General features: G+C 35.4%; 24 protein-coding genes. 19 read left to right on the plus strand and 5 right to left on the minus strand.

All coding sequences use genetic code 11. The features are described from left to right. Nucleotides 1-9: 9 nt before the first annotated feature. Nucleotides 10-642, plus strand: a complete 633-nt coding sequence (locus tag MHH96_RS17065) for a hypothetical protein (protein WP_047943499.1) — start codon at nt 10-12, stop codon at nt 640-642. Here MHH96_RS17065 and MHH96_RS17070 read toward each other — a convergent pair. Further along, nucleotides 637-1,020, minus strand: a complete 384-nt coding sequence (locus tag MHH96_RS17070) for an Hsp20 family protein (RefSeq protein WP_047943500.1) — start codon at nt 1,018-1,020, stop codon at nt 637-639. The two genes, MHH96_RS17065 and MHH96_RS17070, sit on opposite strands and share 6 nt — an antisense overlap. A 107-nt stretch (nt 1,021-1,127) precedes the next feature. After that, nucleotides 1,128-1,886, minus strand: a complete 759-nt coding sequence (locus tag MHH96_RS17075) for a TraR/DksA C4-type zinc finger protein (protein ID WP_047943501.1) — start codon at nt 1,884-1,886, stop codon at nt 1,128-1,130. 209 nt (nt 1,887-2,095) lie between these two features. Between MHH96_RS17075 and MHH96_RS17080 the strand changes: the two genes are divergently transcribed. From MHH96_RS17080 to MHH96_RS17130, 11 genes are all read left to right on the plus strand, one after another. Further along, nucleotides 2,096-2,362 (plus strand): hypothetical protein, encoded by a 267-nt coding sequence (locus MHH96_RS17080; RefSeq protein ID WP_047943502.1) that lies wholly within the window; start codon nt 2,096-2,098, stop codon nt 2,360-2,362. Beyond that, on the plus strand, nt 2,359-2,727 hold the full coding sequence (locus tag MHH96_RS17085; protein ID WP_047943503.1) for a spore coat protein: 369 nt from the start codon (nt 2,359-2,361) through the stop codon (nt 2,725-2,727). The genes MHH96_RS17080 and MHH96_RS17085 overlap by 4 nt, the downstream gene beginning before the upstream one ends. Before the next feature lie 18 nt (nt 2,728-2,745). Beyond that, complete coding sequence (locus MHH96_RS17090) at nt 2,746-3,882, plus strand: zinc-dependent alcohol dehydrogenase (protein ID WP_047943504.1); 1,137 nt, start codon at nt 2,746-2,748, stop codon at nt 3,880-3,882. Nucleotides 3,883-3,900: 18 nt separating this feature from the next. Continuing rightward, nucleotides 3,901-4,122 (plus strand): hypothetical protein, encoded by a 222-nt coding sequence (locus MHH96_RS17095; protein ID WP_047943505.1) that lies wholly within the window; start codon nt 3,901-3,903, stop codon nt 4,120-4,122. Then, complete coding sequence (locus MHH96_RS17100; RefSeq protein WP_047943506.1) at nt 4,119-4,418, plus strand: spore coat protein; 300 nt, start codon at nt 4,119-4,121, stop codon at nt 4,416-4,418. Before MHH96_RS17095 ends, MHH96_RS17100 begins: the two co-directional genes overlap by 4 nt. A gap of 339 nt (nt 4,419-4,757) precedes the next feature. Continuing rightward, complete coding sequence (locus MHH96_RS17105; protein WP_061798929.1) at nt 4,758-5,783, plus strand: LacI family DNA-binding transcriptional regulator; 1,026 nt, start codon at nt 4,758-4,760, stop codon at nt 5,781-5,783. Nucleotides 5,784-6,030: 247 nt separating this feature from the next. Beyond that, on the plus strand, nt 6,031-7,296 hold the full coding sequence (locus MHH96_RS17110; RefSeq protein ID WP_061798927.1) for an ABC transporter substrate-binding protein: 1,266 nt from the start codon (nt 6,031-6,033) through the stop codon (nt 7,294-7,296). A gap of 164 nt (nt 7,297-7,460) precedes the next feature. After that, entirely contained in the window at nt 7,461-8,300 is an 840-nt protein-coding gene (locus tag MHH96_RS17115; protein WP_235844497.1) for a carbohydrate ABC transporter permease, read from the plus strand. Further along, a complete protein-coding gene (locus tag MHH96_RS17120; RefSeq protein WP_061798926.1) occupies nt 8,300-9,130 on the plus strand; it encodes a carbohydrate ABC transporter permease in 831 nt (276 codons plus the stop codon). Before MHH96_RS17115 ends, MHH96_RS17120 begins: the two co-directional genes overlap by 1 nt. Nucleotides 9,131-9,160: 30 nt before the next feature. After that, nucleotides 9,161-10,489, plus strand: a complete 1,329-nt coding sequence (locus tag MHH96_RS17125; RefSeq protein ID WP_061798924.1) for an alpha-glucosidase/alpha-galactosidase — start codon at nt 9,161-9,163, stop codon at nt 10,487-10,489. A gap of 519 nt (nt 10,490-11,008) precedes the next feature. Continuing rightward, nucleotides 11,009-11,539, plus strand: a complete 531-nt coding sequence (locus tag MHH96_RS17130) for a hypothetical protein (RefSeq protein WP_328283668.1) — start codon at nt 11,009-11,011, stop codon at nt 11,537-11,539. A gap of 430 nt (nt 11,540-11,969) precedes the next feature. Here MHH96_RS17130 and MHH96_RS17135 read toward each other — a convergent pair whose 3' ends face one another. Continuing rightward, the gene (locus MHH96_RS17135) at nt 11,970-12,113 is read right to left on the minus strand and encodes a small acid-soluble spore protein P (RefSeq protein WP_082138385.1); all 144 of its coding nucleotides are present in this window, start codon (nt 12,111-12,113) and stop codon (nt 11,970-11,972) included. A gap of 155 nt (nt 12,114-12,268) precedes the next feature. On the opposite strand from MHH96_RS17135, the gene MHH96_RS17140 reads away from it, so the two are divergent. The 4 genes from MHH96_RS17140 to MHH96_RS17155 all read left to right on the plus strand — a co-directional run bounded on the left by MHH96_RS17140 (nt 12,269) and on the right by MHH96_RS17155 (nt 16,649). Further along, on the plus strand, nt 12,269-12,526 hold the full coding sequence (locus tag MHH96_RS17140) for a hypothetical protein (protein WP_047943508.1): 258 nt from the start codon (nt 12,269-12,271) through the stop codon (nt 12,524-12,526). A gap of 220 nt (nt 12,527-12,746) precedes the next feature. Next, the gene (acnA, locus tag MHH96_RS17145) at nt 12,747-15,452 is read left to right on the plus strand and encodes an aconitate hydratase AcnA (protein ID WP_061798917.1); all 2,706 of its coding nucleotides are present in this window, start codon (nt 12,747-12,749) and stop codon (nt 15,450-15,452) included. 176 nt (nt 15,453-15,628) lie between these two features. Next, on the plus strand, nt 15,629-16,177 hold the full coding sequence (locus MHH96_RS17150; RefSeq protein ID WP_144546007.1) for a GNAT family N-acetyltransferase: 549 nt from the start codon (nt 15,629-15,631) through the stop codon (nt 16,175-16,177). Between the two features lie 82 nt (nt 16,178-16,259). Further along, entirely contained in the window at nt 16,260-16,649 is a 390-nt protein-coding gene (locus MHH96_RS17155) for a rhodanese-like domain-containing protein (protein WP_061798913.1), read from the plus strand. Nucleotides 16,650-16,717: 68 nt separating this feature from the next. On the opposite strand, the gene MHH96_RS17160 is transcribed toward MHH96_RS17155, so the two are convergent. Together MHH96_RS17160 and MHH96_RS17165 are read right to left on the minus strand one after the other, a co-directional pair. Next, nucleotides 16,718-17,701, minus strand: coding sequence for a D-2-hydroxyacid dehydrogenase (locus tag MHH96_RS17160; protein WP_047943511.1), 984 nt, complete (start codon nt 17,699-17,701; stop codon nt 16,718-16,720). Continuing rightward, nucleotides 17,701-18,921: an aminotransferase-like domain-containing protein gene (locus tag MHH96_RS17165; protein WP_341117743.1), complete on the minus strand. Its 1,221-nt coding sequence runs from the start codon at nt 18,919-18,921 to the stop codon at nt 17,701-17,703. The genes MHH96_RS17160 and MHH96_RS17165 overlap by 1 nt, the downstream gene beginning before the upstream one ends. 422 nt (nt 18,922-19,343) lie before the next feature. Here MHH96_RS17165 and MHH96_RS17170 point away from each other — a divergent pair, with 422 nt between their 5' ends. From MHH96_RS17170 to MHH96_RS17180, 3 genes are all read left to right on the plus strand, one after another. Next, on the plus strand, nt 19,344-20,678 hold the full coding sequence (locus tag MHH96_RS17170) for a glutamine synthetase family protein (RefSeq protein ID WP_341117745.1): 1,335 nt from the start codon (nt 19,344-19,346) through the stop codon (nt 20,676-20,678). 238 nt (nt 20,679-20,916) lie between these two features. Next, nucleotides 20,917-21,849 (plus strand): manganese-dependent inorganic pyrophosphatase, encoded by a 933-nt coding sequence (locus MHH96_RS17175; protein WP_047943514.1) that lies wholly within the window; start codon nt 20,917-20,919, stop codon nt 21,847-21,849. 341 nt (nt 21,850-22,190) lie between these two features. Next, on the plus strand, nt 22,191-22,688 hold the full coding sequence (locus tag MHH96_RS17180) for a redoxin domain-containing protein (protein WP_321198325.1): 498 nt from the start codon (nt 22,191-22,193) through the stop codon (nt 22,686-22,688). The last annotated feature ends 159 nt before the right edge of the window (nt 22,689-22,847 follow it).

The raw sequence follows: 22,847 nt of genomic DNA on the forward strand, positions 1-22,847 counted from the left end.
GGAATATTTTTGGTATCTTTTGGAACATTTATAATCGGAGTAGCTGTAGCTATTATTACTTTCTTTGTACTCGACAATTTTACATCTCCTCTATTTCTAAACATCTTTATTTGTTATGTACTTGTATTTGTAACGATGTTAATAACAACATGGTATCGTATTCATGCAACTAGAAATATTGAGAAATTGGAAAAACTTTTTAGTAAGAATAAAAAGCATCCCTATTATAGCTTTGTTCATGCTTTAAGTGTGAAAGAGGATAAAAGGGTAATTGTAAGCTACCGGAAACTAATGAAACGAAAAAAATATCAAGCTCATTATCCAATATTCACGATATTATTTTCTCTTTATTTTGGAAAAACGCTTGGACTTAGAGAAGAAGCTGAGAAAATAAAACATTCGGAAATGAAGTCCTATTATTTAGCCTTAATCAATATAGAAGAGCAACAATTTCATGATGCCCAGCAATGGATAGCAAGGGTAAATAAGAAATGGATGAAAGAAGCACTATTAGCGGAAATCGCTATAAAAAAAGAGGAAAAGGATGTAGCGAAAAAGCATGCCAAAAGTGCTTTAAAGCATACGAAAGGAATCCAATATTATGTTTTAAAAAAGACATATGAAAGAGAATTCAACTTATAAAAACTGAATGTCAATCGTAGATGTTAGTTTCTTGTCTTGCTGTTTTTTCTTCTGAATAAAAATTTCCAGAATTTCATTTGTGCATACAGCATAAACTGGATTTTGATCAATTGAAACCGGAAATTCAATTAATCTTTGTTTTTCTTTGAGGAGATTAGAATCTTGCATTATTGCCTTAATAGTAAGCAAATTTTTAGTTACAGAAAGATGGATGCTGTTATCGTGACAATTCGCTAATAATGCTTCCACGATAAATTCTTTCTCCGTTTCGTACACATCAATTCGAAACTCAGTTTCATCTAATACGGAAGTCAACGGATCAAGAAAATGGTTTTTCAGCCATTCATCCATTAAACTTAACCAGTTATCATCATTCATAAAAATCCTCCTTAGTATATTTAATATATTCTTATAAGGAGGAAAGCGTGACGAAAATATAAAAAGGTTGTCTAAAGGCATTACACCTTCTTAAGACAACCCATTTTTTACTCATCATTTTCCACATAAGGCTCATGCTCGTAAGCAGGCAAGTCACCAAACGTAGTCATAATTCCTTCTTCATCCAAGCTTTGTTCATAGCGTTTATGCTGTTCATTAGGGTAAACCGTTATATTTCTTCCATCTATATCCACACCGACAAAGTTCTCGTAATCTTCCACATAGCCAATATTCTCATCACTTTCTGTGTAGACGTCATTATAATGGTCATAAACAGGATGAGCAAAATCAGACGGTGTTTCCGATGTTCCCCAGCTAGATACTTCCTGCCATGAATCCTCGGCATCATATACGACAGATTCATCTTTATTATCCATATCGAATTTTCCGAAAGGAGGCATTAATATTTCTTCTTCCACTGGCCGTTTCTCAGAGATTTTCTGATCAGGAGAATGCTCCTTACAATAAAGCGTTGTAGGAATAACTTCCAATCTTTCTATCGGGATATCTTGAGAGCATTCCGCACATTTTCCGTATGTTCCTTCATCAATTGCCTTTAAAGCATTTAACACCCCCATATATTCATGATGGTAATGTTCAGCAAGGGCAATATCCTTTTCGCGTTCATAAAGCTCCGTTCCTTCATCTCCTGGATGATTATCATAACTGGATAGCTCTCCAAGAGACTCATGGTAATGTCCATCTTTCAAATCTAAGTTATCATTATGTTCAAATCTAATTTCCAAATCACGTTTTTGTTCATTTAATACTTTTTGAAAATGGGACATTTGTTGTTTATTTAGCATAATAACCTAATCCTTTCAAGAAGTCGTTTGCTTTATTAGTATGAGCAAAAGAAACGATAACATTAAAGGAAATATGTACATAATTCAAATTTTATGTAAATAAAGATGTTTTTTTCCAAAAAATAAATCGTTAAAAATTGCTAGTAAATTAAGAAAAGAAGTTGGGGAAAATAGCGAAGTAATTAAATTAGGACAGGAGGTAATTGGTCATGGAAAGGAACAGCTTAGCTCCGCATGAATCATTAGATTTACATGAAGTGATAAATTTTAAAACACTCTGTGTAGCAAAATCAAAGTTAATGCAAGGTCTTGTTTTTGATGAAGAGCTTAAGAATTTAATGCAGAAAGATGTAAATCAGTCTATTCAGGCGCTTAGGGAACTACAAGAAGTATATAAGAATGTGCCATTCGCAACAGAAATCCCTCAAATGCGTCCAACGCCAATTATAGGTGGAGAGGAAGGTGTTATCCATTGAATAATGACTACTTAGATCCCATTAATGCGTTAAATATGCCAGAGCTTGCTGATATGACATTTGCGGTTGATTTTCTTATTCGCGCAAAAGAAGGGGTGAGAAATATAGCAACAGCTTTAACTGAAACAGCTTCACCAGACTTAAGAGTACTGTTACGAAAACAACTTAATCAGGCAATCCAGATGCACCAAGAAATAACAGATTTAATGATAGAAAAAAAATGGTTCCATCCTCATGATATGAGTGAACAATATAAGTTAGATCAACTTTCGGCAAAGAATACTATTATGATTGGAAATATGCATTTGTTTACTGGTGAAACGAATCGAAAAGGAATGTTTGATCGGACGCCTGATCAGCATTAAATATGGAGGTTAGATAGAATGAAAGCAGTAACTTACCAAGGGATTAAAAATGTGGAAGTAAAAGAAGTGGAAGATCCAAAGATTTTAAAACCTGATGATATGATTATTAAAGTGACAAGTACTGCGATATGCGGATCTGATTTACATTTAATCCATGGAATGATGCCAAACTTACAAGAAAATTATGTGATTGGCCATGAACCGATGGGGATAGTTGAAGAGGTTGGACCAGAAGTGACGAAAGTCAAAAAAGGTGACCGGGTTATTATTCCTTTCAATATTGCCTGTGGAGAATGCCAGTACTGCAAAAGTAATTTAGAAAGTCAATGTGACAATTCCAACGATAATGGAGATGTTGGTGCCTATTTTGGTTATTCAGGGAATGCGGGAGGTTATCCAGGCGGGCAAGCAGAGTATTTAAGAGTTCCTTTTGCAAATTTCACTCACTTTAAGATTCCAGAAACTTGTGAAGAACCTGATGAAAAATTGACGGTTATTGCCGATGCAATGACAACTGGATTTTGGAGTGTAGATAATGCGGGTGTAAAAGCTGGAGATACAGTCATAGTATTTGGGTGTGGACCAATTGGATTATTTGCACAAAAATTCGCATGGCTGAAAGGGGCAAAACGCGTCATTGCTGTCGATTATGTTGATTATCGTCTGCAGCATGCCAAACGTACAAATAAGGTAGAAATTGTTAATTTTGAACAGGTTGAAAATGTGGGAGCTTACTTAAAAGAACTCACAAAAGGCGGTGCCGATGTGGTGATTGATGCTGTTGGCATGGATGGAAAAATGAGCGATATGGAATTCCTAGCGAGCGGCATGAAGCTGCAAGGCGGCACAATGAGCGCTCTTGTGATGGCTGCCCAAGCGGTTCGTAAATGTGGTACCATCCAAATTACTGGCGTTTATGGCGGCAGATATAATGCTTTTCCTTTAGGAGATATCATGCAGCGCAATGTCAATATTCGTTCTGGACAAGCTCCTGTTATTCATTACATGCCATATATGTTTGAATTAGTTTCTACTGGAAAAATTGATCCGAGTGATGTCGTAAGTCATGTATTACCATTGAGTGAAGCAAAACGAGGGTATGAAATTTTTGATACGAAAATGGATAATTGTATAAAAGTTGTCTTAAAACCATAAGAAAGGCAGGATTATGTAATGGATTATGTATTACATGAAGTATTAGAAGTTCAAGAACTGGCTACGTTTAAAACGATTTGCATAACAAAAGCTAAAACGATGCGCGCACTTGTTTCCGATCCACAATTAAAAGAATTAATGCTGCAAGATGTGGATATATCAACAAGGCAGCTACAGGAATTTTCAACTATTTTATCGAAAGCGCAAGAAATGCCGAGAATGGGGGGAGAGAACGGATGAATTCCATTATAGAATATTTTACAGGCATGGATGCTTTAACTGATCAAATGATTGCAACAGATCTATTGATTTCTGCCAAAAGCGGAATTAGAAATTATTCCATGGCCATCACAGAAACGGGACATCCAGAGATAAAAGAAATCCTTGTCCGCCATCTAAATGAAGCACTTGACTTACATGAACAACTATCCCAATACATGACTGAAAAAGGGTGGTACCATGCATGGGATCCAAAGGAACAAGTGAACCTTAATTTGCAAAACATTCATACTGCTTTAAACTTACCGATACTTTAAGATAAAAAAGGAACTCGTTTGTGTGAACAGTTCCTTTTTTGTTGTTTTTAGGAGAAGTTGCAAATATAAAACAAAGAAATAGAAAGGATAGCAAGAGCATCTCTATGCAAAGGATATTTTACTAAAATATTTACTGAAAAAAATAATAAATAACGTAATGGTGTATTTAAAATATAAATAATTCTATAGGCTGATTAGTAAAATAATTTTTAGAAAAGTTAATTTTCTTATTGAAAGCCTTTACATATGGTGTTATTATTCGTATATAGCAGGTAATTTTATTAGTGATTTTATAAGAAAATTTTACTGACCTAATAAGAACAAAAAGAGGGTTTTAAAATGGCAACTATTAAGGAAATTGCAGATAAGTCAAATGTATCCGCATCAACCGTTTCACGAGTATTAAATAATGATCGAACGCTTACTGTTCAAGCGGAAACAAGAGAACGAATTATTCGGGTTGCCAAAGAGCTTGGTTATGAAACAATCTTAGAAAGAAGATTGAAGCAAAGAAAATCTACTTTCAAACGCGTCGGAATAATCTTAACCCAATCATTAGATGAAGAAATTAGTGATCCATATTTCCTATCTATCCGTCAAGGGATTGAAATGGAACTTGCATCTAATAGAATCAATACAGTTACTTTTCGCTTACATGAAACAGAAAGCAACCAGATGATAGAAGAGTTAGATGGACTTATTGTTGTCGGAAGAGTAAAAGAGACAGCGCTAAAGGCTATTAGTCAGGTCGAAAATATCGTTTATATAAATCATTCGCCTAATGAAGATCTCTATGATTCGGTTGGTATTAATTTTGAACGAGCAACAGAAAAGGCGTTAAAGCATCTAGTGAATATTGGTTACAAACGGATTGGTTATATTGGGGGAAAGGAAAGAGAACATTTAAAAAATCAGAAGCTTATTATTGAAGATAAACGACTTACCACCTTTGAACGCTTTATGAAGGAACAAAACTTATTTGAAGAAGATTCAGTCTTTATCGGTGAGTATACTATGGCGCAGGGATATGAATTAATGCAAAAGGCTATTCAAACATCTGAGCTGCCAGAAGCCTTTTTTATCGGCAGTGATCCAATGGCGATTGGAGCTTTAAGAGCCTTGCAAGAAGTTAATCTTAACGTTCCTTCTGATGTAGCAATTATTAGTTTTGACGATATTGAAGCTGCTAAATTTGCGAGTACCCCATTGACTACAATTAGAGTACATACAATGGAAATGGGAAGAACGGGGGTAAGGCTTTTACTTGATCGTTTAAAGGGTAGAGAACTCCCAATAACCATTACTCTTCCCACTGAATTAGTAATTAGGGAAAGTTGTGGCGGAAAAAAGAATTATCCTTTATAGGAGGTGGTGTGTGATGTGAAAATGAACTTATTTTGATGATTAGCCCTCCTGGCGCCAAAGGCTTGATGCCAGGTTTAAAAGTGATGGCAGTCACTTTTTTTACGGGCAAATAACAGTTAACTCCAATTAGGAAAGGGAGCATAATTCTATTATATCGATGCTCCTATAAACCAGCAAGAGAACAAACTCGAAACTTAGGTGAATATACCTGGAGCTATCGAGATGAATTTTTTAGGGGGCGTTTTTATTGAATAAGCTTTTGAAAACGATGGTCATTGCGGTTGCTTTAACCATGATTGTTGCAGGATGCAGCAAAGCTTCAGGTGGAAACGAAGAAAATGGGGATAGGACAGTCGTTACGCTGTATTCAACAGTGACTAATGAAGCTGATAAAATTACCCTTCAAAATGTTGTAGAAAAATTCGAAAAGGAAAATCCAGATATAGATATTAAAGAAAATTATCCTGCGGATGGTTATGAGGGCATGCTTAGGGTTAAGATGGCTGCTAATGACATGCCAGACCTATTCGACACTCATGGATGGGCGCTCCATCGTTATGGGGAGTATGTAGAAGATTTGAAAGATATGGACTGGGTGAAAGATCTTGATCCAGCGCTTAATCAAATTTTGCTAGATGAAACCGGCAAAGTATATGCTTATCCTCTTAATCAAGCAAAGGATGGACTTACATACAATGCCACTCTTTTAGAAAAGTATGGAATCACTCCTCCAAGTACTTTTGATGAATTTATGTCAGCACTTGAAACAATCAAGGAAAAAGGAAAAGGAGAAGTTACTCCACTATGGTTTGCTGGAGCGGATAAATCTGCATTCGGTCAGTTTTTTGATCAATTTGCTACACCTTTATTAATTACAGGTGAGAAAAACTATAAGGAAGAGCTGCTGGACGGCACCTTTGATTGGTCAAACTATACTTTTTTACCCGAAAAACTAAAGGAAATGCAGGATAAAGGTCTCCTAAATGAAGATGTCTTAACGGCTCAAAATCATCAAATGGTAGACTTAATGGCTCAAAATAAAATTGCTTTTATTGTTGGTGGTGGGATGCTTGGACCTTCGGTGGAAGAATTAAATCCAGATGTTAAGCTTGGTATTATTCCAATGCCAGTAATGGAGGAAGGAGACAAGCCAAGTTGGATTGGCGGCGAGCGTCATACATTAGCTGTATGGAAAGATTCTAAAGTGAAAGAGGAAGCGAAGCAATTCTTAGATTTCATTTCCCAGCCAGAGATTGTCAAAGAGATTGCAGAAGGTACTTCGCTTCCGGCAGGGCTGACAAATACGGAATCAAAAAACTATTACTCTGATGATTACGAGAAGTATAAGGATAATAAAGTGGAGCCTTACTTTGATCGAGTGTATTTACCAAGTGGCATGTGGGATCCAATGGGGGCAGCTGGTCAAGAATTACTATCTGGGACAATGACACCTGAGGAAGTTTCAAAAAAGATGGCTGTAGAATATAAGAGACTGTTAGAACAAAAGAAATAGTTTATACGGTAGGAGGGAATGCAGTTATCCGTCTCGCCTCTCAATTTAAAATTTAGGAGATGGTTACTTTGATAAAAGTAGAGACTAAAGGGCAGTCGAATACCAACTCTTCAATTGAAGTGAAAAGGAACCGTAGAAAGAAGCGGGAATCTTCCATTTGGTGGATGTATCTTCCAGCACTTGCTGCCATCTGTTTTTTTATCTTTTATCCTTTTTTAAACGGAATCAAGATTTCTTTTACAAATTGGAACGGATTTTCTCAACACTATGACTATGTTGGCTTCAGCCAGTATATACGTATGCTGAAGGATCCGGATACGTGGCTTGTTGTAAAAAATACTCTTCTTTATGGTGTCGGGAGTACTGTATTTCAGAATATCATTGGCCTAGGTTACGCACTTATGCTGAATCGAAGTATTCACTTTAAGAATTTTACTAGGACAGTCGTTTACTTGCCGGTCATAATCAGCCCGCTAGTTATGGGATATATCTTTTATTTCTTCTTTGCTTTTCAAGGCGGTGCGCTAAATGATCTTCTTGTTTTTCTCGGTTTTGATAAAATTAATGCATTAGCAGATCCGAAAATTAATATTTGGTTGATAGTTTTCGTTAATACATTTCAGTTTGTTGGAATTGTGATGATTATTTATCTTGCTGGATTACAAAGTATATCAAAAGACTATTACGAAGCAGCTCAAATGGATGGGGCATCTAGCTTTCAACAATTTAAAAGTATAACCTTGCCGATGTTAATGCCTTCTATAACTATTAATATAGTTATTAACATCATCGGTGGATTGAAGCTGTTTGATGTAATAATCTCATTAACTGGTGGCGGACCAGGATATGCTTCACAATCGATGTCTACTTTTATGTACGATCTCTATTTCAATCGTCAAGATGCAGGTTATGCAGCAACACAAGGAGTGTTTATGGCGATCATCATTTTAATCTTAAGCTTGACAGCGCTTATATACTTCAAGCGGAAGGAGATTGAGGCGTAATGGACTATATAAATAAAAAGCAAAAATGGCTTTTCTCTATAGTAGCACTTCTAGTCGCAGCCTTTCACCTAATCCCTTTCTATATTTTAATTACAACAGCGCTCAAGGCGAAGGGGGATTTTAGCTCAAAATGGGTTTTCCCAAAGGAGTGGAGCTTTGAGAACTTTTCAGAGGCTTGGGAAATGGCAAGTCTCGGAAATGCCCTTTGGAATACTACGGTTATTACTTCTGTAAGTGCTTTATTGTTGATTATATTTGGATCTTTAGCAGCTTATCCATTAGCCAGAAGGCGAACTAAGCTAAATCAGTTTGTATTTATGTTTTTTATCGCTGTAATGGTAATTCCGCCATTAACCGCTTTAGTACCACTTTATAAGCTGGTGGTAGACATTGGAATGATGAATACACTTGAAATTGCCATCTTGAATAATGTTGCATCCTTTCTGCCATTAACTATTTTCTTGTATTCCGGCTTTATTCGCTCCACTATTCCGAAAGAATTAGAAGAAGCTGCAAGAATAGATGGAGCAAGTACATCTGGCATATTTTTTCGAATTGTCTTTCCGTTGTTAAAGCCAGTTACTGCATCTATTTTAATTATTGCCTGTGTTTTTATATGGAATGATTATCAATTCGCCATCTTCTTCCTGCAAGCAGAGGAAGTAAAGACAATTACTGTTGCGTTAGCTGGATTCTTTGGGGAAAATGCCAATCGAATGAATCTCGTAGCGGCAGCAGCGATAATGGCTGTTCTGCCAATGGTAGTCTTGTTCCTATTATTACAAAAGCATTTTGTGAAAGGGTTAGCATCTGGTTCAGTAAAAGGATAAATCAAAGAAAGCTGGGAGGAGAGGATTACTATGACTAAAATTACATTTCTAGGTGCAGGAAGTACCGTGTTTGCTAAAAATGTTCTTGGAGATTGTATGTTCGTTGATGCTTTAGATGGGTATGAATTTGCATTATATGATATTGATAAACAGCGTTTGCGGGATTCGGAACAAATGCTTACTAATTTGAAGGAAAGTCTAGGAAAAAACATTATAGTAAAAGCCTATACGGATCGAAAGGAGTCTTTGAAAGGATCTAAATATGTAATCAATGCGATTCAGGTAGGCGGCTATAAGCCAAGTACGGTAATTGACTTTGAAATTCCCAAAAAATATGGCTTACGACAAACGATTGCAGATACAGTCGGCATCGGGGGAATATTCAGGAATTTAAGAACTATTCCCGTTATGCTCGATTTTGCAAAAGACATGGAAGAAGTTTGTCCTGATGCGTTATTCTTAAATTACACAAACCCAATGGCTGTGTTAACTGGGGTTATGAATCGTTTCACACCAATTAAAACAATTGGTCTGTGTCACAGTGTGCAAATTTGTACAAAAGAATTATTTGAAGCATTGGGGATGGACCGAACAGGAGTGAAAGAAAAGATTGCGGGTATAAATCATATGGCCTGGCTTCTTGAAGTAAGCAAGGATGGAATTGATTTATATCCAGAAATTAAGCGGAGAGCTCGTGAATTGCAAAAAACTAAGCATGGTGATATGGTTCGGTTTGAGTTGATGGATAAGTTTGGTTATTATGTAACAGAGTCATCAGAACACAATGCTGAATATCATCCGTACTTTATTAAATCGCGTTATCCTGAGTTAATTGACCGTTTCAATATTCCATTAGATGAATATCCTCGTCGTTGTGAAAAGCAAATTAATGATTGGGTTGCAATGAGAGAGGATCTAGTTAACAATAAAGCCTTGGAACATGTTCGTTCCCGGGAATATGGATCACGTATTATAGAAGCAATTGAAACAGATATCCCCTTTAAATTTGGTGGCAATGTGCTTAATACAGGAAGATTGATCAGCAATCTGCCGGAAAAAGCATGTGTAGAGGTTCCTTGTATTGCTGATCGAAGCGGGATTACTCCAACCTATGTAGGAGATCTCCCTGAACAGCTTGCAGCTTTAAACAGGACAAATATTAACACGCAATTGCTGACAATTGAAGCAGCAATGACATTGAAAAAGGAATATATTTACCAGGCGGCAATGCTTGATCCACATACAGCTTCTGAGTTATCGATGGACGATATCATCTCCTTATGTGACGAGTTAATAGAAGCGCATGGTGACTGGCTGCCGAATTTTACAACGGAAACTAGTGTTGGGTTAGCTAAATAGTACTCTCAAATATAGAGTGATCGTTTCCTCAAGGATTCGGTCTCTTTTTTCTTAAGATGCTCATTCATCATACATAAAAGGATTGTAAATTTGTATATGTATTCTTATTACTAGTATAAAACTATTTCATGGATTAATTACTGAAAATCAGTCAATTTAAATAGATGGAGAGGAAGGATGTGCAGTTCAGGAATATTGGAGGGAAATAAATCATGCAAGTGCGAAAGTATCTTCTTAAATAAGTTCTTATTGGTATGACTACTCTAGTTGGCATAACTGGCAGTTTTGCATTATTCTATTATTTTTAATTCGCCCACTTATTGTGCTTTTAGGAAGGCTTATAAAGAAAATCCCCTTAGCACCAACTATCGCAAAACAAAATAGAACTACATGGGAAAAAAGGGGGCTAACACAATGTTTCAAGTCGAGGGTAAAGTTAATGGAGTAAAATATACCAAGGGAATTACAAAAGGTCATATCAAACAACTTTATCCCAAAAGAATAAAAGGATGAAAAAACATGGAAAAATTATTAATAATCTCACTTATTTTAAAAAAAGTTGTTACGGACCTTCAAGATTTAGTTAGTAATGAAGAAAAATACATTGTAAAATTAGACGATCAGAAAAATTTTATAAATAATATCAAAAGTCAAATGAAAGTAGAGGATGGAATACTTACATTAGATGGCGGCATAATTATTACTTATAATTACAGAATAATTTCTGAGGTTAGTAACTGGGATGACTTACCTACTTTATGGGCATATTTGTTAAACTCTATAGAAGAGTTAGTAGAGGAAGGAAAATCTGAATTTTATTTTCCTAGCCAACCTATCAACGTCACCTTGGACATTTACAGGAATGATAAAAGCAAGTTAGATTTTAAAATTGAAAATAAAGGTTTTATTGTTGGTTATAAAACTTTTATTCAAGAGGTCTTAAAAAGAGCTGAAGAATTTTTTAATATCTTAGTTTATGAATTAAACCTTGTAAAGTATGACTATGAACTTAAGCAAATAGAAAAAATTCGCATGATATACAATCTTTAAATAACTAATATAAATAAAATCTTGCCAATGGCAGGGTTTTATTTTTTTTGGATGTTTTTTGTCTATTTCATGAACTATCAGGAATATCTGCTTAAATAAAAAAAAGGAGGGATAAAAAACGGACTTTGAAATATTGCTTCTGCTGAAAGAACAGTATACATTAATGATTATGATCGACCAAAAAGAAATAGGTTAGAGACTAATGATGTATTGTAGTTTAGGATAGTTCTTGTAAATTTATTACCATTATTTTTATCCTTATTGACTGATGTTGGTTAGGCTATTTAATTAAAAAGGCCAAATGAGTGGCCGCATATTGACCACACATTTGACCACACATATACATCAATTAGGGTAAATACTTGAAAAACCTTTTAAAATAACCTACTTTGTTAACTAGAATGTAATAGAGTGAATTAGTATACTTTTCTTACATATCGTGATGATTATTATGTTTTTGTCTAGAATGGTTACGGTTCTTCACCTTTTTGCTCCCGCTAAGTGGCTCTGGCTGGCCAGATTGATTTCCTTTAGGAGCATTTCTGTGCATATCTTTGCTGTCATTTTTGTTCACTTTTTTTCTCTCCTTTCTATTATCATGAAGAGGTAATGCATCACTATCCTTTATAGAATGGTTTTTTATACACACATTTATACCGCATATTTTCACGATTCACTGCACAACTTATTGGTAAGCACCACGAATATAACTAGCAGGAGGATAAGAATATGCCTTATCATAGTAATAAACAAGAAGCTTTTCAAGATGCTCAACGGAATTTACTTGAAACACAAAATCTTTATCAAGATATCGTAAAAGATTCTGCAAACTATGGACATCAGCTAAAGCATCTAAAACAAGAAATTAATGAGACCTATCAACAAATAGAGAATGCTCTAGAAGTAGCATCTGAGCATCAAAGACAGCAATTAGAAAGCTTTCAAAGAGACTTAAAAAGCATTGTGGATGAAGTAAATGAAATTTAAAAAGGTAGACCATCAGAAAGTTTGCAGCTTTTTCGATGGTCTACTTTTTTGCTATGAAAAAAATACCATAAGATAAACTTATCGTATTTGATAACTTTCTTATTATTTACTTATGACAATCCTTGTATTAAAATTATAAATGGTAAATAGATAATAGAGATCAAATTGTTCGACTATTTTTCTATTTTTGGTATATGATTACAATGAGGGGGTAATACATATGGCAAAAGATTTTTATAATGCCCGCCAAACGTTTGAAGTGGGTGGGAAGCGTTATCACTACTATCAATTAGCAGCATTAGAAAAAGCTGGGATCGGTAAAGTATCGAAATTACCGTACTCTATCAAGGTATTACTAGAATCAGTTTTGCGACAAATGGATGATTTTGTTATTAAACAAGAGCATGTAGAAAACCTCGCAAAATGGGGAACAGATGAGGTAAAGGAAATTGATGTTCCATTCAAACCTTCGAGGGTAATCCTCCAGGATTTCACAGGAGTTCCAGCGGTGGTTGACCTTGCATCTTTACGTAAAGCAATGGCTGACCTAGGGGGAGATCCTAGTAAGATTAATCCAGAGAAACCAGTTGATTTAGTTATCGACCATAGTGTTCAGGTTGATAAATATGGAACTCCGGATGCATTAAAAGCAAATATGGAATTAGAATTTGAAAGAAATGCAGAAAGATATCAATTTTTAAGCTGGGCGCAAAAGGCATTTGATAACTATCGTGCTGTTCCGCCTGCAACTGGTATTGTTCACCAAGTGAATTTAGAATATTTAGCAAATGTAGTACATGTAAATGAAACAGCTGAAGGCGAGTATGAAACATTCCCTGATACATTAGTAGGTACTGATTCTCATACAACGATGATTAATGGTATCGGTGTTCTTGGCTGGGGTGTTGGTGGTATCGAAGCGGAAGCAGGTATGTTAGGACAACCTTCTTATTTTCCAGTTCCAGAAGTTGTAGGGGTAAAACTTGTTGGCGAAATGCCAAATGGCTCTACTGCAACAGACTTAGCCTTAAAGGTAACGCAAGTACTTCGTGCAAAAGGAGTAGTTGGAAAGTTTGTTGAATTCTACGGACCTGGTGTGCCGCAATTACCACTTGCTGATCGGGCAACTATTGCGAATATGGCACCAGAATATGGAGCAACATGCGGTTTCTTCCCAGTTGATAATGAATCTTTAGCTTATATGAGACTAACTGGGCGTTCTGAAGAGCAAATTAATGTGGTTGAAGCTTACTGTAAGGAAAACGGTTTATTCTTTGATCCAAACTTAGAACCGGTTTATACGGATGTTGTAGAAATTGACTTAGCAGAAATTGAGCCAAATCTTTCTGGTCCAAAGCGTCCTCAAGATTTAATTCCACTTTCTAAATTGAAAGAGGTATTCAATGCGTCTGTAACAGCTCCAGAAGGAAACCAAGGGTTTGGCTTAAAAGCAGACGAATTTGATAAAGAAGTAGTAGTGAACTTTGCAAATGGGGATTCTACTACAATGAAAACAGGTTCTGTTGCTATCGCCGCAATTACAAGCTGTACAAATACATCGAATCCATATGTATTAGTTGGTGCAGGCTTAGTTGCGAAAAAAGCAGTCGAAAAAGGAATGGAAGTACCGAAGTTTGTGAAAACATCTCTAGCACCAGGTTCAAAGGTAGTTACTGGCTATTTAAGAGATTCTGGTCTTCTTCCTTATTTAGAACAAATTGGTTTCAACCTTGTAGGATATGGATGTACTACATGTATTGGTAACTCTGGTCCGCTTCGCGAGGAAATCGAGAAGGCTATTGCGGATTCTGATTTACTTGTAACAAGTGTGCTATCTGGTAATCGTAACTTTGAAGGACGTATCCACCCACTAGTAAAAGCAAACTATTTAGCTTCACCGCCATTAGTTGTTGCATATGCTCTTGCTGGTACTGTTGATATTGACTTGCAAAAAGAACCAATTGGAAAAGATAAGGATGGTAATGATGTATTCTTCAAGGATATTTGGCCATCTACAGAAGAAGTAAATGAAGTAGTTCATCGTACAGTTACACCTGAACTATTTAATAAAGAATATGAAAGAGTATTTGATGATAACGAACGCTGGAATGAAATTCAAACAAGCAGCGATTCTTTATATAGCTTTGATGATACTTCTACTTATATTCAAAACCCGCCATTCTTCGAGGGCTTAAAACCTGATCCAGAGCAAGTATTACCATTAAAAGGCTTAAGAGTTGTAGGGAAATTCGGTGATTCTGTAACGACTGACCATATTTCTCCAGCTGGTGCCATTGGTGTAAATACTCCTGCAGGTAAGTACCTAAAAGATAATGGTGTACAGCCACGTGATTTCAACTCATATGGCTCTCGTCGTGGTAACCACGAAGTAATGATGAGAGGGACATTTGCGAATATCCGTATTCGTAACCAAATTGCTCCAGGTACAGAGGGTGGTTTCACTACGCACTGGCCAACTGGGGAAGTTACCTCCATTTATGATGCATGTATGAAGTATAAAGACGAAGGAACTGGCTTAATGGTTATTGCAGGAAAAGATTACGGAATGGGATCATCTCGTGACTGGGCTGCAAAAGGAACAAATCTGTTAGGCATTAAGACGGTTATCGCAGAAAGCTTCGAAAGAATTCATCGTTCTAACTTAGTGTTAATGGGAGTACTTCCATTACAGTTTAAAGAAGGCGAGAATGCGGAAAGCTTAGGATTAACTGGAAAAGAAACATTCAATGTTTATGTAGATGAAACAGTTAAACCACGTGATTTCCTAGAAGTTACAGCTACTACGGAAGATGGTAAGAAAATCACATTTGAAGCATTAGTACGTTTCGATTCAGAAGTAGAGATTGATTATTATCGTCATGGTGGTATTTTACCAATGGTATTACGTGATAAATTAAAAAACTAATAGATTAAGAGAAAAACTCTCACTATTTAAAGTTGACATTATTTTTCTAATATTTGGGTAAATTTCTTTGCTCACAAGTTAGTAAAAAAGTCTCTTTATAGAGAGAGTTTTTGTCATTCTCTCTAATAGTCCATTTTACTTAATCAAAAACTATAACTTAAGGAGAAAGCTATTTTATGAAAATAATTCCTGTACGCTATGATGTGAATAAGCTTCCTTATATAATAAGAAGTGCGGAGGAAAGTGATGCAGAACAGCTTGCTAGTGTTAGGTTACAGATAGATGGAGAAACAACTTTTCTAGATCGCGAACCTGGAGAGGGAGTACTTACTGAAAAAGAATTTATACACTTAATCCGCTCAGATAGCGAAGAGCCAAATCATTTGTTTTTAATTGCAGAGAGAGAAGATGGGCAAATTATTGGCTTTTCTCGCTGTGAGGGTTCTAACTTGCGGCGTCTTAAGCATAAAGTGGAATTCGGTATTGCTGTCTTAAAGGAATATTGGGGATATCAAATAGGTAGCCATTTATTAGAAGCTTCCATAAATTGGGGAGCGGAAAATGATATTACAAAAATGACATTATCGGTTATAGAATTAAATGAAAAAGCGATTAAACTATATAAACGATTTGGCTTTGAAATAGAAGGAGTCTTAAAAAAAGATAAACGATTAACTAACGGAGAATATTATTCTACCATTATAATGTCTCGATTTTTCTCCTAAAGGTATGGAAAACGATTCATTAGTAATTTAGAATAAACTTTGTTACTATGTATATGTTAGATAATAAAGGAGTGATGAAGATATGGCATTAACTTTTGGAAAAATGGTAGAAGAGGCTAGAAAAAATGTTCAAGGTATTTCTTCCGTTGAGGCGAAAAAGAAAATCGAAGAAAATCCTAATACTTACATAATTGATGTTCAAGATGCTACAGATGCCGGTGCTTGTGGTTTAATTCCTAGTTCCGTTAACATCTCTTTAGGAATGCTGCCAATTCGCGCAGATTTGGAATTACCAGAAGAATTGAGAGATCCAGAATTAGCGGATCGCAACCGTCCAGTTATTGTTACATGTGGTCTTGGAGGACAAGCGTCACTTGGTGCCTACCTATTAAAGCAAATGGGCTTCACAGATGTAGTCTTCATTGAGGGTGGAACTACCGCTTGGAAAAAAGAGGGCTTTGAAACAGTATAATATAAGATATTTGGTTAAATCTGCCGGTAAACAAATGTTTATCGGCAGTAATTGTATTTCCTTATTTTTTAATAACCTAATTGTTTATCGACGACGTTCAAAAGTTCTTTGCCTTCTTTGAAGCGCTCGATATTTTCCAAGAATAAATCCATATAGCGCTCAAGAGTATTGGGAGAAAAATATGCATTATGTGGTGATATAATCAGATTCTCCAGTTGCCAAATAGGATGTTGCGGTGGTAAAGGTTCTGTTTCGAAGACATCAAGAGCTGCTCCTGCAATTTTCTTTTCTTTTAAGTGATTAATGAGCTCTTCTTCCACAATTGTATTTCCTCTTCCGATATTAATTAAAAAACTAGTTTTTTTCATGCTTTCTAATTTTTCTTTATTAATAAGATGGTACGTTTCTGGCGTTGAAGGTAAAGCTAGAATTAAAAAATCAGCTTCTGCCATCACTGATTCTAGCTGATCAAGCCCAACAATTTTATCGGCAGGATCGTCAGTTGCATGTATGGACGGTCTTTTTTTGCAGCCGATCACAAACATATCAAGTGCTTTAGCACGTTTTGCGATTTGCTTGCCAATCTCCCCATAACCAATAATCGCAACGGTTGCCCCTGAAAGATCAGTTATAGGGGTAGGTGTCCACCTTCGATTTAACTGATTCCGAATCATATAAGAAATTCCCCTCGCTAAACCAGTCATCATTGCAATTGTATGCTCTGCTATAGGAACAGAAGTACATCCCTTTGTATTCGTAATGACGATATCATTCTTTTTGATTTCCTCTGTTAAAAGTGCATCTAAGCCAACACTTAAAGACTGCACCCATTTAAGATAGGGCGCTTGTTTAGTGATGGCTAATGAATCTGTTAATCCCAAAGTCAAGACAATATTGCAACCACTAATATCTTGGCTTATTGGCGGTTCGGGCTCCCCATATTGCCATGGATCTACTATATATTCTCCTCCAGTGGATTTTATTTTATCTAAATACTTTTGTGGAATAGTTCTCCGGATATAAATTTTCGGAATTAATTTCCTTTTAATCATTAATTTACTCCCTCAATTATTTGTTTGCTATTTACATACTCATAATAAATGTTTGCGAGTCGTTTAATGGCTTCTTCAATGATGTCCTCCTGACAGAATGTAAAGCTTAATCGCATATGATTATATCCTTCATCTTTTAAGAAGAAATGCTTACCAGCGATATAGGAAACTCCGGCTGATGCTGCAGCATCAATAAATTCACTTGTATCAATATGGCAAGGGAAGGTAATCCAAAGGAAAAATCCGCCATTTGCTTCATGAAAGGTAACATCATTACCAAAATATTGTTTTATCGCTGAAACCATAGCATTTTTACGCGATAAATAAAGGGAATTTAAATAGCTAATATGTTCATCCATATCGATTTGATCAAGTAAATTTTTTGTTACCTCTTGAACATAAACGCTTGTTAACCCATCGATTTTTAAAATCCGCATCTTTTCGATGATTTCCGTTAAGCCAATAGCCCAGCCGAGTCGTAAACCTGGGGCGATTATTTTGGAAAAAGTACTTAAGTAAACGACTCTTTCTGGCCCGTACGAATAAATAGCTGGAGAAAATGTTCCATCAAAAGAAAGCTCAACATAGGCATCATCTTCGATAATAAAGAAATTATACTCGTATGCTAATTCGGCAAGGCGTTTTCTTCTGTCTACTGATAGATTAACTCCTCCGGGATTTTGAAAATTCGGTATAACATACATTAATTTAGGGAGTGGTAAATTATTTTTAACTCTTTCGCTTAATTCCTGTTCCACTAAATCGACTCTTAAGCCATTTTCATCAATAGGGAAAGAAGTTAATTTCGTTTCTGCCAACTGAAATGTTTTCAGTGCGCCGAAGAATGTAGGTGCTTCCACCCATATTTCATCACCAGGGTCGGTTAAGGTTCTTGTGACTAAATCTATTGCCTGTGAACTGCCTGCAGTTACAAGTATTTCATTCTCCTTGGCTTTTATCTCGCGTAACTTTGATCTTTCTTTAATCCAGTTAATTATATCATTCACTCCTGCTCCACCACTATAAGCTAATGCATATCTTCCTTGTGTTTGCATGGCAGCTTCTGTAGCAGCGGTCATTTTATCAACCGGAAGTGATTCAGGTGCCGGAAATCCAAATGATAAGGGGATCAGATTATCCTGATTACCCGCAAAGGCGGAACCAATTACCTCGATGTTAGGAAATCTTCTACTATAGGAAAAAGGTTTTAATAATTGCATGCATATCACCGTCCAAAAATTAATTAAAAGCTTTATTTATGAATATAAGCTATTTATTTCGTGATGGGAAATATTAAAAATGCCTAAAAATGAGAGAAAACAAGAGATAGCTCGATAAAAACATAGTTAAATAACGAATATTCGGAATTTTGTTATTTTTATAATAAGTTTCTCTTATCGCTATCCATATTGGCAAATATCTGTTTCGGTCAATAATCTTACATTTGACCATCATTCGACAAAAATTACAGCAACTATCTAACATGATATATGTGAAAAAAGGAAAATTCACAAAGAAATAAATGTAAACGCTACCTAATAAAATTTTTAAAAAATTTAAAAAAAACATTGTTTTAACAGAATTTTTTTCTTATAATGTAATCAAGTTAGATAATAGAACATGAATTGTGAGGTAAGTTAACATGAGTGAAATTACATTAGAGAAAATTGATAGTATTGTAAAAGAAAAAAATGTAGAATTATTACATCTACAATTTGTGGATATTGAAGGAATTTTAAAAAATATTACAATTACTGCTCAACAATTAGATGATGCTGTTGAAGGAAAAATCATGATTGACGGTTCATCCATTAAAGGATTTTCTCCTATTAACAAATCAGATTCTTATTTATTACCAGACTTAAACACATTCGCAGTTTTGCCTTGGACTGAAACAGAAGGATATTCAGAAGCACGGTTCCTTTGTTCTGTAACAAATCCTGATGGTTCTTTATTTGAAGGTGATACTCGTAATGTTCTCAAGAAAACAGTGGAGCGTGCTGCTGAAAATGGATATAGTATTTCTGTCGGCCCAGAGTTAGAATTCTTCCTATTTGCAACCGACGAAAATGGATATCCAACTACAGAATTAGGGGATAGAGGCGGCTATTTTGAACCATCACCAAAGGATTTAGGAGAAAAAGTCCGTGTTGAAATTTTCAAAACATTAAGAGCAATGGGCTTCACTATCGAAGCACTTCACCATGAAGTAGCAGAAGGTCAACATGAGATTAACTTCAAATATGCAGATGCATTAACTGCAGCTGACTTGGCGACAACATATAAATGGGTTGTGAAAACAATCGCTTCTCAATATGGTTTACACGCAACGTTTATGCCAAAACCAGTATTCGGAATTAATGGTTCAGGAATGCATGTTAATATGTCATTCTTTAAAGATGGAGAAAATTGCTTCTATGATGCGAACGATGATTTAGAATTATCTGAAACAGCTTATTCATTTATTGCAGGTGTTTTAGAAAATGTTAAGAGTTTCGTAGCTGTTACCAATCCACTAGTAAACTCTTATAAGCGTTTAGTACCAGGATATGAAGCACCTTGCTACTTAGCATGGTCAGCATCCAATCGTTCTGCATTAATCCGTATTCCTGCAAAACGTGGAATGGCTACTCGTGTGGAGCTTCGTTGTCCAGACCCATCATCTAATCCATATTTAACATTTGCTGTTATTGCTGCAGCAGGTTTAGATGGAGTGGAAAGAGGTTTAAGAGCACCAGCACCAATTAATGAAGATATCTTCCATATGACAGATGAGCGTCGTGAAGAACTTGGAATTGACAGTTTACCTGGTGGATTAGAAGCTGCAATTGCTGAACTCGAAGCAGGAGAAATTGGTCTTAAAACACTTGGAGAGCATGTATTCACTGAGTATGTTGCTGCTAAGAAAGAAGAGTGGGATAGCTACCGTACAACAATCCATACTTGGGAAATTGAAAACTATCAATATAAATTCTAATTTACAAGTTAAATAGACGATTCCATAAACTGCAAATAACCACCTTTTCGGGTTGTTGATTTGCAGTTTTTCTTTTTATTCAAGCATTTAGGGTAGTATTCATAATGTCTATAGGGGATTTGCCTATTCTTTTTTATGTTCTTTTCTTTAAATTCCGGTAAGTTATGATAAAATAAAGAAGGATGTATGAAACAGAATGGATACGTCATCAGATTATTGTAATAAGGAGATTTGCTAAATGGAAAAAGTATTGATATTTGGTCATAAAAATCCGGATACGGATACTATTTGTTCTGCGATTGCGTATGCAGAATTAAAAAAGGCACTTGGAGTAGAAGCAGAAGCTGTTCGTCTTGGTGACGTTAGTGGAGAAACAAAGTTTGCATTAGATTATTTTAAAACAGAAGCTCCTCGTTTTATTGAAAAGGCAGCTTCAGAAGCTAATTCAGTTATCTTGGTAGACCATAATGAATTCCAGCAAAGTGTGGAAGACATTAAAGATGTAACGATTTTAGAGGTAATTGATCACCATCGTATCGCTAATTTCGAGACAAGTGATCCTTTATATTACCGAGCGGAACCAGTGGGCTGTACGGCAACTATATTAAATAAAATGTATAAAGAAAATAATGTAGAAATCAAGAAAGAAGTTGCTGGATTAATGCTTTCAGCTATTATTTCTGATTCCTTATTATTTAAATCACCAACTTGCACAGACCAAGATGTACAAGCTGCCAAGGAATTAGCAGAAATTGCTGGTGTAAATGCAGAACAGTACGGATTAGACATGCTGAAAGCGGGTGCTGATTTAAGTGATAAAACGGTTGAACAATTACTAAGCATCGATGCAAAAGAATTTACAATGGGTACATATAAAGTAGAAATTGCACAAGTGAATGCAGTTGATACAAATGATGTCATTTCTAAACAAGCTGAATTAGAAACGTCTATTCAAGCAATCATCGACAAAAAAGGATTAGATTTATTCTTGCTTGTCGTAACGGATATTTTAAATAACGATTCTGTTGGTGTTGCTTTAGGCAATAAAGCAGAAACAGTAGAGAAGGCATTTAATGTATCATTAGAAAATAATAGCGCATTATTAAAAGGTGTCGTATCTCGTAAAAAACAAATCGTACCAGTTTTAACAGAGACTTTTGAAGCGCTATAATTCCTTGTTTAAATAATCTTTTTAACACATGGTACTGATTTGGAAAGCAAACAATTGAAATAGAGGATAAGAGGCAGGTCTGTTCGCATGGTGAATGGATCTGTCTTTTTTATTGGTCTACATATGATTGTTCGGGTTTATATTTGGTTGGGTTTCTTGTGTCTCAGCTACTAAGGGAAAAAAACTGCCACTATAACTAGAGTGCAAATCATCTTTCTGTTATAAATTCAACTAATTTTACGCACTCAAACTAATAAATATAAATAAATTGGTTAATCTATAAGTAAGTTTACAATAGAATTTAGAAAAAATACTTTATCAAATAAGAGGAGGAGGGCATAGTGTCACTAAAAACAACTATTTTTATATTCATGGTTTTTTCTAGCTTTTTCTTTATTATGTCCACTAATGTAGAAGCAAACACTGGTTTAAATATTGGGGAGGAAGCACCAGATTTTAAACTGAAAGATTTAAATGGAAAGACAGTGCGCTTATCTGATTATAGAGGAAAATCAGTCATGATAAATTTTTGGGCAACTTGGTGTCCACCTTGTAAAAAAGAAATGCTTGATATAGAAACTTTTTCTAAAAAAAAGCAAGATCACTGGATTGTTCTAGCGGTGAATGTGGATGGTGGAAATGAAAAGGGAGTTAGACAGTTTGTGAAGGAAAGAAATTTAACATTCCCGATCTTAATAGATAATAACGATATGGTTTCAAATCAGTATGACATTCTAAGTATTCCCACAACGTTTTTTCTTAATGAAGATGGAATTATTATTAAAAAGGGCTTCACTATGTTAACACTTCAACAAATGATGGAAATGACAAAAGACTAACAGAGTAAAGTTCACAAAAAATTAACATTGTAAGCGCTTTACAACGGGTATAACATATACTATAATTACAAATGTAACAAAGGAGTGCACGCCTTGTTTATTTTCTGAAAAAATAAACTTTTCAAATAGATTTAAAGATTATTTCTTTTTATTGTAATA

Source organism: Niallia sp. FSL K6-0212 (assembly GCF_038007605.1).
GTDB lineage: Bacteria > Bacillota > Bacilli > Bacillales > Cytobacillaceae > Niallia > Niallia circulans.